9 protein-coding genes and 3 tRNA genes are annotated in these 17,050 nt (G+C 64.0%); 3 read left to right on the forward strand and 9 right to left on the reverse strand.

The genetic code is table 11. The features are described 5' to 3' along the window. Positions 1-60: 60 nt before the first annotated feature. Together IFT44_RS17530 and metE are read right to left on the reverse strand one after the other, a co-directional pair. Complete coding sequence (locus IFT44_RS17530) at positions 61-1,053, reverse strand: alpha/beta fold hydrolase (protein WP_122476350.1); 993 nt, start codon at positions 1,051-1,053, stop codon at positions 61-63. A gap of 118 nt (positions 1,054-1,171) precedes the next feature. Then, complete coding sequence (gene metE, locus IFT44_RS17535) at positions 1,172-3,481, reverse strand: 5-methyltetrahydropteroyltriglutamate--homocysteine S-methyltransferase (protein ID WP_192176308.1); 2,310 nt, start codon at positions 3,479-3,481, stop codon at positions 1,172-1,174. 106 nt (positions 3,482-3,587) lie between these two features. Here metE and metR point away from each other — a divergent pair, with 106 nt between their 5' ends. Together metR and IFT44_RS17545 are read left to right on the forward strand one after the other, a co-directional pair. Further along, positions 3,588-4,505, forward strand: coding sequence for a transcriptional regulator MetR (gene metR, locus IFT44_RS17540; RefSeq protein ID WP_043193202.1), 918 nt, complete (start codon positions 3,588-3,590; stop codon positions 4,503-4,505). A gap of 157 nt (positions 4,506-4,662) precedes the next feature. Further along, positions 4,663-9,975, forward strand: coding sequence for a dermonecrotic toxin domain-containing protein (locus IFT44_RS17545; protein ID WP_192176309.1), 5,313 nt, complete (start codon positions 4,663-4,665; stop codon positions 9,973-9,975). Between the two features lie 78 nt (positions 9,976-10,053). Here IFT44_RS17545 and mgtE read toward each other — a convergent pair whose 3' ends face one another. Beyond that, positions 10,054-11,502: a magnesium transporter gene (gene mgtE / locus IFT44_RS17550; RefSeq protein WP_122476355.1), complete on the reverse strand. Its 1,449-nt coding sequence runs from the start codon at positions 11,500-11,502 to the stop codon at positions 10,054-10,056. 296 nt (positions 11,503-11,798) lie between these two features. Between mgtE and IFT44_RS17555 the strand changes: the two genes are divergently transcribed. Next, positions 11,799-12,218, forward strand: a complete 420-nt coding sequence (locus tag IFT44_RS17555; RefSeq protein ID WP_192176310.1) for a hypothetical protein — start codon at positions 11,799-11,801, stop codon at positions 12,216-12,218. A 20-nt stretch (positions 12,219-12,238) separates the two neighbouring features. Here IFT44_RS17555 and IFT44_RS17560 read toward each other — a convergent pair. The 6 genes from IFT44_RS17560 to alaS all read right to left on the reverse strand — a co-directional run bounded on the left by IFT44_RS17560 (position 12,239) and on the right by alaS (position 16,995). Further along, positions 12,239-12,315: transfer RNA gene (locus IFT44_RS17560), tRNA-Arg, on the reverse strand. A 76-nt stretch (positions 12,316-12,391) separates the two neighbouring features. After that, positions 12,392-12,468: transfer RNA gene (locus IFT44_RS17565), tRNA-Arg, on the reverse strand. A 106-nt stretch (positions 12,469-12,574) separates the two neighbouring features. Beyond that, positions 12,575-12,665: transfer RNA gene (locus IFT44_RS17570), tRNA-Ser, on the reverse strand. 62 nt (positions 12,666-12,727) lie between these two features. After that, positions 12,728-12,916 carry a carbon storage regulator CsrA gene (csrA, locus tag IFT44_RS17575; protein ID WP_122476357.1) on the reverse strand — a complete coding sequence of 63 codons (189 nt, stop codon included), beginning with the start codon at positions 12,914-12,916 and terminating at the stop codon, positions 12,728-12,730. Between the two features lie 135 nt (positions 12,917-13,051). Next, positions 13,052-14,284 (reverse strand): aspartate kinase, encoded by a 1,233-nt coding sequence (locus tag IFT44_RS17580; RefSeq protein ID WP_122476359.1) that lies wholly within the window; start codon positions 14,282-14,284, stop codon positions 13,052-13,054. An 86-nt stretch (positions 14,285-14,370) separates the two neighbouring features. Next, complete coding sequence (alaS, locus tag IFT44_RS17585; protein ID WP_192176311.1) at positions 14,371-16,995, reverse strand: alanine--tRNA ligase; 2,625 nt, start codon at positions 16,993-16,995, stop codon at positions 14,371-14,373. Positions 16,996-17,050 lie beyond the last annotated feature (55 nt).

Below are 17,050 nucleotides of genomic sequence, written 5' to 3' on the forward strand. Positions count from 1 at the left end.
ACGGAGCCGCTGTGGGAGCGGGCTCTGCCCGCGAAGAGGCCCTCCCCGACACCCAGTCAGCTACAACCCCGCCAACACCCCCTCGCGCTGGCGCTGCTGCGCCAGGTAAGGCAGCACCGCACCCAGCAGCGGCGCCTTGAAGGCTTCCTGGAAACGATGCGCCAACCCCGGTATGAGCCGTAACTGACTGCCTTGGATATGCGCCGCCAGATGCACCCCGTGCATCACCGGCAACAACGGATCGGCCGTGCCGTGCACCACCAGTGTCGGCACCCGCAGGCGATTGAGCAGCGCCACGCGGCTGGGCTCGGCAAGAATCGCCAGGATCTGCCGCTGCACCCCTTGCGGATTGAACGCCCGATCGTATGACAGCTGTGCCTGATGCAGCAATTCGGCGCGGTCGTCGGCGACCTGCGGGCTGCCCAGCGCCGCCAGCAAATCGGCCTGCTGCTCCAGTGCCAGTTCACGGTTCGGCGCGCTGCGCTTGGCCAGCAATTGCAGCAACGCCGGGCGCGGCTCGGGCAGGCCCGGCGCACCCGAGCTGGACATGATCAAGGTCAGGCTCTGCACCCGCTGCGGCGCACGATCGGCCAGACGCTGAGCGATCATTCCACCCATGCTGGCGCCCAGCACGTGGAAACGCTGCACCTGCAGGGCGTCCATCAGCCCCAGTGCGTCGTCGGCCATGTCGGTCAGGCTGTACGGGGCCGACACCGCCAAGCCCAGCTTGTAGCGCAGCACCTCGAATGTGAGGTTGGCCGACGGCGGCGCCTGTGACCAGGTAGACAGGCCGACATCGCGATTATCGAAGCGAATCACTCGAAAGCCCTGCTCACAGAGGGCGCTGACCACCTCGTCGGGCCAATCGATCAACTGTCCACCCAGCCCCATCACCAGCAACAGCGCAGGGTCCTGCGCACGTCCGATACTTTGATAGGCCAGGCTGACCTGAGCCAGCGGAGCGTGTTGAAGCGGAACATCGACATCGCAGCGCGCAGCTGCAAAAACCCACTGTCCGCACAGCAGCGCGGCCAGGAACACCAATAGACGCATGACTTACACCAGAACGCAGAACCCCATTGAGGCGCAAGTCTGATGACTTTTCATGCAGCGCGCTGCCACAGTTCTGTGACCGTTTGATGAACTCCGCCATACGGTCTTCCGCCCGATCTCAGGCCAGCCGCTGACGGGCCTGGCGCGCCGCCGCCACCATGTTGATCAGCGCCGCTTCGGTTTCGGGCCAGGCACGGGTCTTCAACCCGCAATCAGGGTTGACCCACAGCCGTTCGGCCGGGATCCGCGCCGCGGCCAAGGTCAACAGGCGCAGCATCTGCTCGGTGTCAGGCACGTGCGGTGAATGGATGTCGTATACCCCCGGACCCATGTCGTTGGGATAGTCGAAGGCCTCGAACGCCTCCAGCAGCTCCATGTCCGAGCGCGACGTCTCGATGGTAATCACATCGGCATCCATGGCCGCGATGGCCTGGATCACGTCGTTGAACTCGCTGTAGCACATGTGCGTATGAATCTGCGTGGCATCGGCCACGCCACTGGAGCACAGGCGGAACGCCTGCACGGCCCACTCCAGATAGGCAGGCCACTGCGCTCGGCGCAGCGGCAGGCCCTCGCGAAATGCCGCTTCGTCGATCTGGATGATGCGTACCCCCGCGCGCTCCAGGTCCTGCACTTCGTCGCGAACCGCCAGGGCCAACTGCCGAGCCTGGACTTCCCGGGGCAGGTCTTCGCGGGCGAACGACCATGCCAGCAAGGTCACCGGGCCGGTCAGCATGCCCTTGACCCACTTGGCCGTCTGCCGCTGGGCGTAAGTGATCCAGTCCACGGTCATGGCGTGGTCGCGGCTGATGTCGCCGTAGATGACCGCAGGCTTGACGCAGCGCGAGCCATAGCTCTGCACCCAACCGAATTGCGTCAGCAGATAGCCGTCCAGTTGCTCGGCGAAGTATTCCACCATGTCGTTGCGCTCGGCCTCGCCGTGCACCAGCACATCCAGGCCCAGGCGCTCCTGGACCTGGATCGCATGACGAATCTCGCAATGCATGGCATCGGTGTAGTCGTTGGCCGAGAGCTTGCCGGCCTTGTAGGCCTGGCGGGCCAGACGAATCGACGCGGTTTGCGGGAAGGAACCGATGGTGGTGGTGGGAAACGCCGGCAGGCGCAATTGCGCGCGCTGGACTTCGATGCGCGCGGCGAAGGCCGACGGCCGCCGACAGTCGGCGGCCGTGACCGCAGCCAGACGCGCTTGCACGGCAGGCTTGTGAATGCGCGGCGACTGCAGCCGGCTGGCCTGAACCGCCTGGCTCTGTGCCAGGGCCTGGCGTACCTGCGCAGCATCGGGCGTGTTCAGCGCCTGGCCAAGTACGGCGATCTCCTCGCACTTCTGCACGGCGAAGGCCAGCCAGCCCTTGAGTTCGGCATCGAGCCGGTCCTCGCGGCGCACATCGACCGGGCTGTGCAGCAGCGAGCACGAGCTTGCGACCCACAGGTTGGCACCAAAGCGCTCGCGGGCCTGGTGCAGCGACACCAGTGCCTGCGCCAGATCGCAGCGCCAGACGTTGCGACCGTTGACCACTCCGAGCGACAGCACCTTGTAGGTCGGCAGACGGTCGAGCACGGCAGGCAGCTGTTCGGGTGCACGCACCAGGTCGACGTGCAGGCCGTCCACCGGCAGGCCCACCGCCAGGCCAAGGTTATCGTCGAGGCCGCCAAAGTAGGTCGCCAGGAGCTTCTTGAGCGGCGAATACTGAAGGATGTGATAAGCGCGCTCGAACGCGTTCTTCCATTCCTGGGGCAGATCCAGACACAAGATCGGTTCGTCGATCTGCACCCACTCGACGCCCTGCCTGGCCAGGCGCGAGAGGATTTCACCGTACACCGGCAGCAGTCGTTCGAGCAGATCGAGCTTGTCGAAGGGCTGGCCCTTGGTCTTGCCCAGCCACAGGTAGGTGAGCGGCCCGATCAGCACCGGCTTGACCTTGTGCCCCAGGGCGATGGCCTCGTCGACTTCCTCGAACAATTGCTCCCAGCTGAGCAGGAAGCGCTGGTCGGCGCTGAACTCGGGCACCAGGTAGTGATAATTGGTATCGAACCACTTGGTCAGCTCCAGTGCGTGCTGCGCCTGGCCTGCTTCGCCGTTGCAGCAGGTGTTGGCACCGCGGGCCATGGCGAACAGGGTATCGAGCGTGGGCCGGCCGTCGCTGCCCAGGGCCTTGGCGAATCGACTGGGCACCGCGCCGAAGGCCAGCGAATGGGCGAGCATCTGGTCATACCAGGCAAAGTCGCCCACCGGCAGCAACTCGACACCGGCCTGCGCCTGCAGCTGCCAGTGACGGGCACGCAGCTCGCGCCCTGCAAGGCGCAGCCCTGCCTGGTCGATGTCGCCTTTCCAATACGCTTCGAGCGCCTTCTTCAGTTCGCGGTCGGCGCCGATGCGAGGAAAGCCGAGGGTGTGGGCCAGTGCCATGGGTGCAGCTCCTTGTAAATGATGGCGCCATTGTCGACAACCTGGGCAACATGAGACAAACTCAATCTTTTCGTGTTGATCACAAGTTCTGCTCATGGAGACCCCGGTGCTCGAAATCCGTCACCTGAAAACCCTGCACGCCCTGCGCGAGGCCGATAGCCTGGTGGAAGCCGCCGAGCGTCTGCACCTGACCCAATCGGCACTCTCCCATCAATTCAAGGAGCTGGAAGAGCGCCTGGGCCTGCAGCTGTTCGTGCGCAAGACCAAGCCGATTCGCTTCACCAGCGCCGGGCTGCGCCTTCTGCAATTGGCCGATGCCACGCTGCCACTGCTACGGGGTGCCGAGCGCGACATCGCCCGGCTGGCCGGTGGCACGGCGGGTCGGCTGCACATGGCCATCGAATGCCACAGCTGCTTCCAATGGCTGATGCCGACCATCGACCAGTTCCGCGATGCCTGGCCGGAAGTGGAACTGGACCTGGCCTCCGGCTTCGCCTTCGCGCCACTGCCAGCCCTGGCCCGCGGCGACCTCGACCTGGTGGTCACCTCGGACCCGCTGGAACTGCCCGGCATTACCTATGTGCCGCTGTTCACCTACGAAGCCATGCTGGCGGTGGCCAACCAGCACGCGCTGGCGGGCAAGCCCTTCATCGTGCCGGAAGACCTGGCCAGTGAAACACTCATCACCTACCCGGTGGAGCGCGATCGACTGGACATCTTCACCCGCTTCCTGGAGCCGGCCGATATCGAGCCGGCGCAAGTGCGCACCTCGGAACTGACGGTGATGATGATGCAGTTGGTGGCCAGCGGCCGAGGCGTGTGTGGCATGCCGCACTGGGCGTTGCACGAGTACAGTTCACGGGGCTATGTGAAGGCCAAGCGCCTGGGCGACAAAGGCCTGTTCGCCACGCTGTACGCGGCCGTGCGTACCGATATGCTCGACGCTCCGTACATGCGCGACTTTCTCCTCACGGCCAAGGACACCTCGTTTTCGACCCTGGACGGCGTCAGCGCGGTACGTTGATCGCCTGCTGCTGGAAACGCCCTCAGCGGGCCATCCCCTCAGTGGACTATCCCCTCAATGGACTATCTAAGTAGCGCCCTGGCCTGGCGCGCAAGGTTCGTAATGTCGAGCGCGATGACCGCACCGGTCATCACCTCGACCTCAGGAACCGGGTTACATGCGCGATGCCAATCACACCTTCACTACTCGCCCGCTCGCATACCGCATCTATCCGATGCGCCACGACCACCTGTTGCAGGAAGGCTCCCTGCTTTGGGAACGCGCGCGCGCACGCTTGCAAGCACTCTTGCGCAGCGCCCCGCGCGCCCGCGATGCCCGCTCGACGCCCAACGCGGCGCCTGCGCGGGAGCAGGCGCTGCAGCAGCGCTGGCTCGACTACTGGAACGGCCGCGCTGCGCATACTGCCATCTCGCGCCGCGCTGCAGCCGAGCAGGCCTTCCTCGACCATCTGCAGGCAGCCGCACGCCTGGCCTACTACCACGGACAGTTGAGCCACGCGCAACTGCTGCCACTGCTGACCTTGCTGGAAGGCGCCAACACCGCCGCAACAGCGTCGATCCATGTGCACACCCTTGCTCTGCACAGGGCCGAGGGCGCGAGACTGCAAGCGCCTGGTGCACTGCTGCTGACCCAGGTCGGCGACGGGCCTGCGGCGCAGCTGCTCTATCTGCCCTGCGGCGATCCGGCGCTGATCGCATTCGCTGATCGGCCCGCGTTGCACACCTATCTGCTGAAACACCGCTCGCAGATATGGACTCGGGCAACGGAGCAGACCGATGCCGCGATCGAGCTGAGCTATCCGCCAGCACAATTGGCCAGCGCCTGCGAGCAATGGCTGGACGACTGCGGCAGGCGCTATGTGGAAGAGGCACGCACCTTCCTCGCCGCCCGTGAACGGAACTCGAGCGCAAGCCCCGGCGAAGCCGCGATGCTGTCGGCCAGCGAACCGCCATTCGCCCGCCTGGCCTCGTTCGACGCACCCGAACCGGCGCAGCCGAGCGATGATTTTGCAGCCTTCGGCAGTCTGAGTCCGGACATTCCCCAGAGCCAGCGATGGGCCGAGGTCAAGCGCCAGCACCAGTCAATGCTGGACCTGCTCGGCGATGAGCTTCGCGCGGGCGCAGACAGTCCCGGGTGGGTGCGCTTGAAAGCATTGCTGACGACCCTCACCGGCACCCAGCAGCGCGCAGCCCAGGCTGCGGCAGGGTTGCTCCAGTCTGCAAGGCTGGAGGACCTCTATCGTCTGCGCTACTTGCCCAACGTGCACTATTCGACGCTTTACCAGGCCCGTCTGGACGGTCTGCGCGCCGAAGTGGCCGTGCAACAGGCGCTGGGCCTGTTGACCACGGCTCAGGTACAACTGATGCGCGCCATGGTGTCGCATCCGCAAGCCAGCAAGCGCGGTGCCGAGGCCGGTATTGCCTGCGCCCTGACCCTGTCCATGTCGAACGTGACGGGCAGCGGCACCACCACCCATGTCCATGAACTGCACGGCGTGACGGCATTCATGCACCCGCAGGCCCTGGAAGGCACAGGCTTTGTAATGCTGTACTGGCCGGGGCTGGGCGGCGGGCTGCAGGCCTTCCAATCGCTGGCCCAGCTCAAGCGTTCGTTGTTGCGCCTGGACAGCAGCGCAGACGCCATCACCTTGAAGCTGTCCCCGGTCGCGGGCGATATCTTCGACTACGGCCTGCAAGGTCAATTGCACGCCTGCGAGGCGCAGGCCAGCGAGCTCATCGAAAAGCTGCCCGCCGCGACTCACTCGGCGCAGCGCCTGGAAGCCTTGCAACGACTCACCACACACACCTGCGAGCAACTGCTGGTACCCACTCACGCCGCGCGGGACCGGGCCTATGTTCAACTGACCCAGGAGGGTTTCAGTGACCGCCTGGAAAGCGGCCTGCCCACTTGGCTGAAAACCCTGGAGGCCGATGATCGGCTGCGCCTCAAGTCGCTGATCAGCGAGTACATCGGCGCCGCACGCGCGTCGAATCGTCAATTGGAACGTGATCTGCCGGACCTGGACCAGTACGCCGACGCGCTGCTGCAGCAGCGACTGCGCAGCGATTTCAACCTGACCGAGGACGTCGCGGTGGTGATCGATATCCCTGACCGGGTAGTCCATCGCAGGCACCCGGTGGCCGGCTCCGGGGCGCCCGGCACACCCCAGCACAGCGTGCCCACACCCGATGCCAAGCGCACACCGTGGCCGCTCGGCCGTCTGGCGCAGCACAATATCGATGCCGACATGTTGCAGCGCCTGGGCTTCATGCGCGTGCAGGTGACCGGTGCCGATAACGAACAATGCGTGCGAGTGGCGGCAGGTATCGACCTGAACTACCTGCGACGAACGATCACCGACCTGAATGTGGCGCAAGCGTGCGAAGACAAGATCCGCCAAGCGTTTCTCGGCCGCACGGACCAGGCCCCGTACGCCTTGGCCCATCAACGTGAGTGCCTGCTCGAACCGGTGCGGCTGATGCTGCACATGCAAAGCGAGTACGCGCGCCATCAAGGCAGTATCAGCCGCAGCGGCATCGCCCTGGCATTGCTTGCCACCGACGCCGGCAGCGCTCTGGCCTATCAGGCAGGTGGCCGTGACGTGCAACTGCTGCCGGCTCGGCTGATGGCCGGCGGCAGCGATACCGACGATTCCCCCACCACGTTGTCCGGGGTCATCTTCATTCATGATCGCAAGGGTGGCCAGACCCTGCTGTACTTGCCCGACGCCCCCGACCAGCGCTGCCTGCGCGAGTTCGCAAGCCTGGAAGAAGCGCGTCTGCGCCTGTTCGCCCTGACGTTCGACGGCAAGATGGCCGACTATCTGGCCGATCGGGCCATCGTCGGCAACGCCGCCAGCCACAAGGCGCGGATCGAACAGGCAGGCCTGCGCGGCTTCGACCGCTTGATCGGCATCGGTCGCCCCTGGCCGGCAACGACTTCGCTCGCCAGCCATCTGCTCGACGCGCACATGGGCCGGCTGGTCGAAGCCCAGCGCCGACGCGGGCGCAGCAACGACGCCTTGTATCTGCAGCAAGCGGCGCTGGCCCATGACAATGTCTTCAACTACCTGAAAATGGCCATCGGCGTGCTGCCGTTCGTAGGCACTGCCGTGGCCTTGTTCGACGCCTGGACGGCCGCCAATGCAGCGGTCGGGGCGCTGCGTGGCGGCGAGCTCGGCGAAGCGCTCAACCAGCTGGAGGCCTTGCTCTGCGCCCTGATCGACGCGGCCATGGACGTCCTGCCGGGCGCCGTTTCGGTACCTGGTGGCGGCCGCATGCTCGCGCGCAATCGCCACTGGTCGATGCTGGCGCGGCGTGCAGGCGCCCCCGGCCCGACCCAGCACGCCCCGACCGGCCTGCCCAACCCATTTGCCGGCTACCAATACACCCTCCCGCTGGACCTCAGTGGCTTGCAGCCCGCCAGCCATGGCCTGTACCGGGGCATCTATCGCCACGCCAAAGGCGATTTCATCCTGCGCGACGGCCTGCCCTACCAGGTCACGCTGCACGCCAGCCCCCAGACCTGGCGGCTGCACGGCACCACGGGCAAGACCTACCGACAGCCCATCGCACTGGACCCGACCGGGCACTGGCAAACCCACGGAGCGCTGTACGGCACACTGGTGGAGCACGGTCTGGCCGGCGGCGGTGGCGTGCTCGGCTACCTGGGCCACCGCGCGGCGGATGGCCTGCAACCGCTCTGGCCCGCCGCCATCCGCGAACGCCTGCCACGCTGGCTGGTGGATCGCCAGTACCGTCGCCACTTCGAACTGTCCAGCAGCATCGACCACCACAACAAGCTGCTGCGCGAGCAACTGAACCGCAACGAAGCGCTGATCATGGAACACGCGGCCGACCCGCGCCAACGGGCCAGTGCCGAAGCCGCCTGCGCCAGTGACATCGCCCGGGGCGAGGCGCTGTACCGACTGCTGCAAGAGCATGAGGGCTATGTGTCGCGCGACTTTCTCAAGCGCAACCGGCAGTTCCAGAGCGAGGTGGCCTATATCGTTGCCGGGCGCAGGATCAACCATGCGAACCTGGCCAGGCGCTGGATCACCGAACTGACCGACACCCTCAATCAAACCCGTCCTGCCGGCGAACTGTTCGATCTGCCACAACGGCAGATGCTCGAACAGCGCCGCAGCCGCCTGGCCCTGGACGAGCAATTCGGCCTCATGGAACAGCGCCTGCAGCAGGCATGCAGCTGGGCCGAACGCGTGACCCAGCGCAGCCAACGCGCGCCCCTGCGTGAGGTGCTCGAGGGCACGGCCGAGGTCGACCTGGAGATTGCCCGGGCCTCCAACCTGACCCAACTGGCGCACAAGACCGCCAACGCCAGCGATATTGCGCAGATGTTCCACCTGCTCGACACCCAGGCCATGAGAAACCGCTTCCACCATGGCCTGGAAAGCCATTTCCAGCTGCTGGAAACCGCCGCCGGGCTGCGCGAAAGGCAGAATGTGCTGCGCAGTTCACGGCAGATCTACGTGGAGTACCGCAACCAGCTGAACACGTGGGTACGCAACCGTCCGGATCGCTTCGAGCTTGCTCCGTTCGAAGGCATGATCCAGTCCCTGAATCGCTTGATCGAACATGCCGACCGGACGATGCCGCAACTGAGCAGTGGGGCGCAGCGGGCGAAACCCGCGAGTCGCGCCACGCGACGAGTGTTCGAAACCCACGAACATGATTTCTTCATCGGTGACGCTGGCCAGGCGGCAGACGGCGAGCAGATTTTCACCCTGACCGGTGCGGGCGGCAGGCTCGAAACCTATCGGCGCGTGGCGGGCCAGTGGCGCCTGCAAGATGCCCCGTCAGACGGTTCGGCGCATACTCCATCGCGCCCCCTGCCCGCGCTGATCGCCGAGGGCCAGGCCTGGCTCGACGCCACCCCCGCCCATGAACGGCGGGTGCAGCGTTATGCGCTGCCAGGGGAGGCGCCCGCGAATCTGGAAGACCTCATGGTCAATCAGGGCCGGCAGCTGGAACTGCGTGCCCACGCGATCGAACAGCAGGCGCCGGCGCACGAACTTGCTCAACGCCTGCGCGCCCGCGCCAGAGAGCTCCGAGCCAAGGGCCGGGCATTGCGGATTCGTCAGGCCATGAACAGCCAAACGCCGACCGAGGGTTATCTGGACTATCTGGTCGAACAGCGCCAGGTCGATATCGTGCAGGTGGGGACGCGCCGCGACATCGCGAGCGCGAGGGATGAGGCTGATTTCCTGCAGGAGTACGTCATCCGCGACATCGGCGTCCAGCCGCCCGTGCCCCTGTGGTACGCGCACTTTCACTATCGTCGGGAGCGGGCTGCCTTCGAGCAGTTCGACAAGGCGCACATCAAGCGCCCCGAGCAACGCACGCTCGGCTTGCGCTGGCAAGAGGCCCACGGCAGCGATGCACAGCGCATCTGGCGCGGGCCCATCGGCAAGCCGCTGGCGGTGAAACTCTTCGGGGGATTGCAGGCGTGAACCGCCTGCCATGAACCGCTGCGCGACGCCCTCGCCGGCGAATGAAAACCGGCTGTCGAGGCACGTCGCTGCAGCTCGCTACATCAGGAACACAGTGGCCAGGCCAAGGAAGATGAAGAAGCCGCCACTGTCGGTGACAGCGGTGATCATCACGCTGGCGCCCATCGCCGGATCGCGCCCGAACCTGGCCAGGGCCATCGGAATAGACACCCCCATGAACGCGGCGAGCAGCAGGTTCAGGGTCATCGCCGCGGTCATCACTACGCCCAGCGACCAGCTGCCATACAGCAGATACGCCACCACCCCGATCACACCGCCCCAGACCACACCGTTGACCAGCGCCACGCCTAGCTCCTTGCGCATCAGCCGCTTGGTGTTGCCGTTGCCATGGCTGACCTGGTCGAGGGCCATGGCCCGCACGATCATGGTAATGGTCTGGTTGCCAGAGTTGCCGCCGATACCGGCCACGATCGGCATCAGCGCCGCCAGGGCCACCAGCTTCTCGATCGAGCCCTCGAACAGGCCGATCACCCGCGACGCCATGAACGCCGTGATCAGGTTGATCGCCAGCCATGACCAGCGGTTGCGCAGCGAACGCCATACCGAGGCAAAGATATCCTCTTCCTCGCGCAGACCGGCGGTGCGCAGCGCTTCGCTTTCGCTTTCTTCACGAATCAGGTCGACCATCACGTCGATGGTCAAGCGGCCGATGAGCTTGCCGTGCTTGTCCACCACCGGCGCAGAGATCAGGTCGTAACGCTCGAACGCCTGCGCCGCTTCGTAGCCGTCTTCATCGGGATGGAAACTCACGGTGTCGCTGGCCATGATATCGGCCACTTGCTTGTCCGGGTCGTTGACCAGCAGGCGTTTGATCGGAAGTACGCCCTTGAGAATGCCGTCGGAGTCGACCACGAACAGTTTGTCGGTGTGGCCCGGCAGCTCCTTGAGACGGCGCAGGTAGCGCAGCACCACTTCCAGGCTGACGTCTTCGCGGATGGTGACCATCTCGAAGTCCATCAGCGCGCCGACCTGTTCGTCCTCGTAGCTGAGGGCCGAACGCACGCGCTCGCGCTGCTGTGCGTCGAGGGTTTCCATGAGCTCGTGAACCACGTCGCGCGGCAGTTCGGAGGCCAGGTCGGCGAGCTCGTCGGCGTCCATTTCCTTGGCCGCAGCGAGAATCTCGTGGTCATCCATGTCCGCGAGCAGCGTCTCGCGCACCGAGTCGGACACTTCCAGAAGAATATCGCCATCACGCTCGGCCTTGACCAACTGCCAGACCGTCAGACGTTCCTCCAGGGGCAAGGCTTCGAGTATGTAGGCGACGTCGGCGGAGTGAAGATCATCGAGCTTGCGCTGCAACTCGACCAGGTTCTGCCGGTGAACCAGATTCTCGACCAGCTCGTTGTGCTGGCCTTCCTGGCGGTGAGCCAGACTTTCGACGATACGCTGGCGCTGCAACAGGTCGACGACCTGGGCCAGGCGATCCTGCAGGCTTTCTTGCGTTTTCTTTGCTTCTACTTCAGACATAGGCGAACTCCACTCCCAGCAGTGGGCACGCCGGGAGAATCAATCAGTCGATTCTTGATTGGTATACAGCTTCAGCGAGTAACTACTGGGTAAGTCCATGGAAATTTTCCAAAGCCCCGGCGGGGCTGACGGGCGCAATCATACACAACTTGTACGGATTCATAGTGAAAAAAACTGAGTGAAACAACTGCTTGCGTGCGGCGCTCGATGTTCGCGCAGTACGGGGGTGGGACGACGCATTCGGTAAACAAAGCACAATGCGTGCAACGACAGTCGTGGCTAGGCTGCAGGACGACATGAACCGCAACCAAGGACGAACACCGGTGCGCATACCCTCCTCCACTCTTTTGCTGCTGGCCTTGGCGGCCCATCACTCGGCCAACGCTGCCGTGGTGCAACGCTGCGAAGGCCCTCAGGGCCACATCACGTTCACCCACTCGAACTGCCCCGAAACCCAGCCCTGGGCCTATCAGCGCGCGCTGAATCCCTCGTCCGGAAGAAAACCCATGGCGCGCAAGGCTGCGCCCCGCCCTCTGTCGGTGACCATCGTCGAAGACGGAACGCGCACGCCCCTGGCTGCGCCAGCCGCGGCGTCGCAGTCGGCAACGAAAAAAGCCAGCCGTTCGAAGAAAAAGCGAAAGCCCAGGTATCTGGCCGGGGAGCAGACGCCACCGTCCAAAAAACGCAAAACGCGGAAAGCAAAAAGCCCGCAATAAATGCGGGCTTTTCACTTGTATGGTGCACTCGACAGGATTCGAACCTGTGACCGCTCGGTTCGTAGCCGAGTACTCTATCCAGCTGAGCTACGAGTGCAGGTGGTATTTTGTTGGACCAGGCTACCACTGGTTGAAACAGAAGCTGCAGACATTGCTGAAAACAACTTCTTGATTGGTGCACTCGACAGGATTCGAACCTGTGACCGCTCGGTTCGTAGCCGAGTACTCTATCCAGCTGAGCTACGAGTGCATTTGTTGCCGCGCATTATAGGCCGTCGAATTCTTTTGTAAAGCACTTTTTTCAGTAATTTCAACAACTTACGAAAAAAACCAGGTTCAACGTACTACGCAAATAATGGCGGAGAACGGGGGATTCGAACCCCCGACACCCTTTTGAGGTGTACTCCCTTAGCAGGGGAGCGCCTTCGGCCACTCGGCCAGCTCTCCGCAACACGGGGCGTATATTAACCACCTTCTTCCCCGTTTGCAAACATAAAAAACGATAAAAATTAATGGCTTGGTTCGTCGTCCTTCTCTTTCTTGATCCGCAGGTAGATTTCTTCGCGGTGGACGGCCACTTCCTTGGGTGCATTCACCCCGATTCGTACCTGGCCACCTTTCACTCCAAGCACCGTGATGGTGATTTCGCCGTCGCCAATGATCAGGCTTTCCGCGCACCGGCGAGTCAGAATCAGCATACCTTTCTCCTTACGCTTTCATTTCAGGGACAACACAGTCTGCAAACAAGGGCACGAACCCATGGTGGGAAAGCCATGGACATAGCCCGAAAACAAAGAAGGGCGCGGTTAGCCGCGCCCTTCTCTCACTGCCTGTTACTCACCCTGTCGGGCGGCATCGAGCTCGAAGGCCGTATGCAGCGCGCGCACGGCCAGCTCCAGGTACTTTTCCTCGATGACCACAGAGACCTTGATCTCGGAAGTGGAGATCATCTGGATATTGATGCTTTCCTTGGCCAGGGCTTCGAACATGCGGCTGGCGACGCCGGCGTGCGAGCGCATGCCGACACCGACGATCGACACCTTGGCGATCTTGGCATCGCCGACCACCTGCCGCGCACCGATCTCGCTGGCGGTCTGTTCCAGCACGGCCAGGGCCGCCTGATAGTCGTTGCGGTGCACGGTGAAGGTGAAGTCGGTGGTGTTATCGTGAGAAACATTCTGCACGATCATGTCGACTTCGATGTTGGCCGCGCTGATCGGGCCGAGGATCTTGAAGGCCACGCCGGGGGTGTCTGGCACGCCACGGATGGTCAGCTTGGCCTCATCGCGGTTGAAGGCGATGCCGGAAATGATCGGCTGTTCCATGGATTCCTCTTCATCAATGGTAATGAGGGTACCCGGACCCTCCTGGAAGCTGTGCAGGACGCGCAGCGGGACGTTGTACTTGCCGGCGAATTCCACCGCGCGGATCTGCAGCACCTTGGAACCGAGGCTGGCCATTTCGAGCATTTCCTCGAAGGTGATCTTGTCCAGGCGCCGGGCCTGGGCAACCACGCGAGGGTCGGTGGTGTAGACACCATCGACGTCGGTGTAGATCTGGCACTCGTCGGCCTTCAGCGCGGCCGCCAGGGCGACGCCGGTGGTGTCCGAACCACCACGACCCAGGGTGGTGATGTTGCCGCTTTCGTCGACCCCCTGAAAACCTGCCACCACTACCACCCGGCCGGCCTTGAGGTCGGCACGGATCTTCTGGTCGTCGATCTGCAGGATGCGCGCCTTGTTGTGCGCGCTGTCGGTCAGAATGCGCACCTGGTTGCCGGTGTATGACACCGCATCCACGCCGCGCTTGATCAGCGCCATGGCCAACAGCGCGATGGTCACCTGCTCGCCGGTCGAGACGATCACGTCCAGTTCGCGAGGTACCGGCTGGTCGCTGATCTGCTTGGCCAGCGAAATCAGGCGATTGGTCTCGCCACTCATGGCCGAAAGCACGACCACCAGGTCATCGCCGGCATCGTGGAATTTCTTCACCTTGTCGGCAACCTGTTCGATACGTTCGACAGTGCCAACCGAGGTGCCGCCAAATTTCTGTACGATCAAAGCCATTTCAAAGCCGCCTCAGCCCGTGAAGGGCGCCCATTAAATACAACACCGGGCTCGCCGTGCACAGCACGAGCCCTGCGAGGGTTGAATCAGATCGCGTGTTCGACGAAAGGCACGGCCAGGGCCAGCGCAGCGTCCAGGGCGCTGGCATCGATGCCGCCACCCTGAGCCATGTCCGGGCGACCACCGCCCTTGCCACCGACGGCCGTCGCGGCCTGTTTCATCAGATCGCCGGCCTTGAGCCGGGCCGTCAGCTCCTTGGTCACCCCGGACACCAGCACGACCTTGTCGTCGTGCACGCCGCCGAGCAGGATGACGGCCTGGCCCAGCTTGTTCTTCAACTGGTCGACCAGCGCCAGCAGCGCCTTGCCGTCCTGACCGTCGATGCGCGCGGCCAGCACCTTCACGCCCTTGACCTCGACCGCCGAGGAAGAAAGGTCGTCGCCAGCGGCGCTGGCGGCCTTGGCCTGCAACTGTTCCAGCTGCTTTTCCAGGGCGCGGTTGCGTTCGATCACGGCCGCCAGCTTGTCGATGAGGTTGTCGCGGCTGCCCTTGACCAGTTGCGCGGCTTCCTTGAGCTGCTCTTCGGCCTGGTTCAGGTAGTTCAAGGCGGTCGCGCCGGTCACCGCTTCGATGCGGCGCACGCCCGAGGCGACGCCACCTTCGCTGGTGATTTTCAGCAGGCCGATGTCACCGGTGCGCTTGGCATGGATGCCCCCGCACAGCTCCACCGAGAAGTCGCCACCCATGGTCAGCACGCGCACGGTGTCGCCGTACTTCTCGCCGAACAGGGCCATGGCGCCCTTCTTGCGCGCCTCGTCGATCGGCATCTCTTCGGTCTGCACCGGGGTGTTCTTGCGAATCTCGGCGTTGACGATGTCTTCCAGGGCCTTGATCTGTTCGGACTTGATCGACTCGAAGTGGCTGAAATCGAAGCGCAGACGCTGACTGTCGACCAGCGAGCCTTTCTGCTGTACGTGATCGCCCAGCACCTGGCGCAGGGCGGCGTGCAGCAAGTGGGTGGCGGAGTGGTTCAGGCCGGTGGCCTGTTGCAGGGTCTGGTCGACCACGGCACTGACCTCGGCACCGACCGCCAGATCGCTCAATACGGCCACGCCATGGTGCAGGAAGGCGCCGCTGGTCTTGGTGGTGTCGCGCACATCGAAGCGCGAACCGCCGGCCAGCAGGTAGCCACGGTCACCGACCTGGCCACCGGACTCGCCGTAGAACGGAGTCTGGTCGAGGATCACCACGCCCTCCTCGCCTTCCCTGAGCACGTCGACGGCGGCACCGTCCTTGTACAGCGCAACCACCTTGCCGTTGCCGTGGGTGGCGTCGTAACCCAGGAACACGGTCGGAACGTCGACCTTGATCAGGCTGTTGTAGTCCATGCCGAACGAGCTGGCGGAACGGGCGCGTTCGCGCTGGGCGTTCATCTCGCGCTCGAAGCCGGCTTCGTCCAGGGTGAGCTCGCGCTCGCGGGCGATATCGCCGGTCAGGTCCATCGGGAAGCCGTAGGTGTCGTACAGCTTGAACACCACATCACCTGGAACGACGCTGCCCTTGAGCTCGGCCAGATCCTGCTCGAGGATCTTCAGGCCCTGCTCCAACGTCTTGGCGAACTGCTCTTCCTCGGCCTTGAGCACGCGTTCGATGTGCGCCTGCTGGCCCTTGAGTTCGGGGAAGGCATCGCCCATCTCGGCGACCAGCGCAGCGACGATCTGGTAGAAGAAGCTGCCCTGGGCACCCAGCTTGTTGCCGTGACGGCAGGCGCGGCGAATGATGCGGCGCAGCACGTAGCCACGGCCTTCGTTGGACGGCAGTACGCCGTCGGCGATCAGGAAGCCGCAGGAGCGGATGTGGTCGGCCACGACCTTGAGTGACGCCTGGGCCTGGTTGGCACAACCGATGGCGCTGGCCGATGCGTCGAGCAGGCTCTGGAACAGGTCGATTTCATAGTTGGAATTGACATGCTGCAGCACCGCGCTGACCCGTTCCAGGCCCATGCCGGTGTCCACCGAGGGCGCCGGCAAGGGATGCAACACCCCGTCGGCGGTGCGGTTGAACTGCATGAACACGTTGTTCCAGATCTCGATGTAGCGGTCGCCGTCTTCCTCGGGCGAGCCGGGTGGGCCACCCCAGATGTCGGCACCGTGATCGTAGAAGATCTCGGTGCAGGGGCCGCACGGGCCGGTGTCGCCCATGGTCCAGAAGTTGTCGGACGCATAGGGCGCGCCCTTGTTGTCGCCGATGCGGACCATGCGCTCGGCCGGCACGCCGATCTCTTTGGTCCAGATATCGTAGGCTTCGTCATCGCTGGCGTAGACCGTGACCCAGAGTTTTTCCTTGGGCAGGTTCAGCCACAGCTCGGAGGTCAGGAAGGTCCAGGCGTAGGTGATCGCGTCGCGCTTGAAATAGTCGCCGAAGCTGAAGTTGCCGAGCATCTCGAAAAAGGTGTGGTGGCGGGCGGTGTAGCCGACGTTTTCCAGGTCGTTGTGCTTGCCACCGGCACGCACGCACTTCTGGCTGCTTACGGCACGGGTGTAGGCCCGCTTTTCCTGGCCCAGGAAGCAGTCCTTGAACTGGTTCATCCCCGCGTTGGTGAACAGCAGGGTCGGGTCGTTGCCCGGGATCAGGGAGCTGGAGGCGACTCGGGTATGGCCTTGCTCCTCGAAGAAGCGAAGGAAGGCTTCACGGATTTCTGCGCTTTTCATAGGTTCTTCCACGACAGGCTGCGGCCAGAGGCCAGTGCGCACGCCCGGCAGGCGG

The sequence above is a fragment of the Pseudomonas sp. CFBP 13710 genome, assembly GCF_014842235.1.
Lineage (GTDB): Bacteria > Pseudomonadota > Gammaproteobacteria > Pseudomonadales > Pseudomonadaceae > Aquipseudomonas > Aquipseudomonas baltica.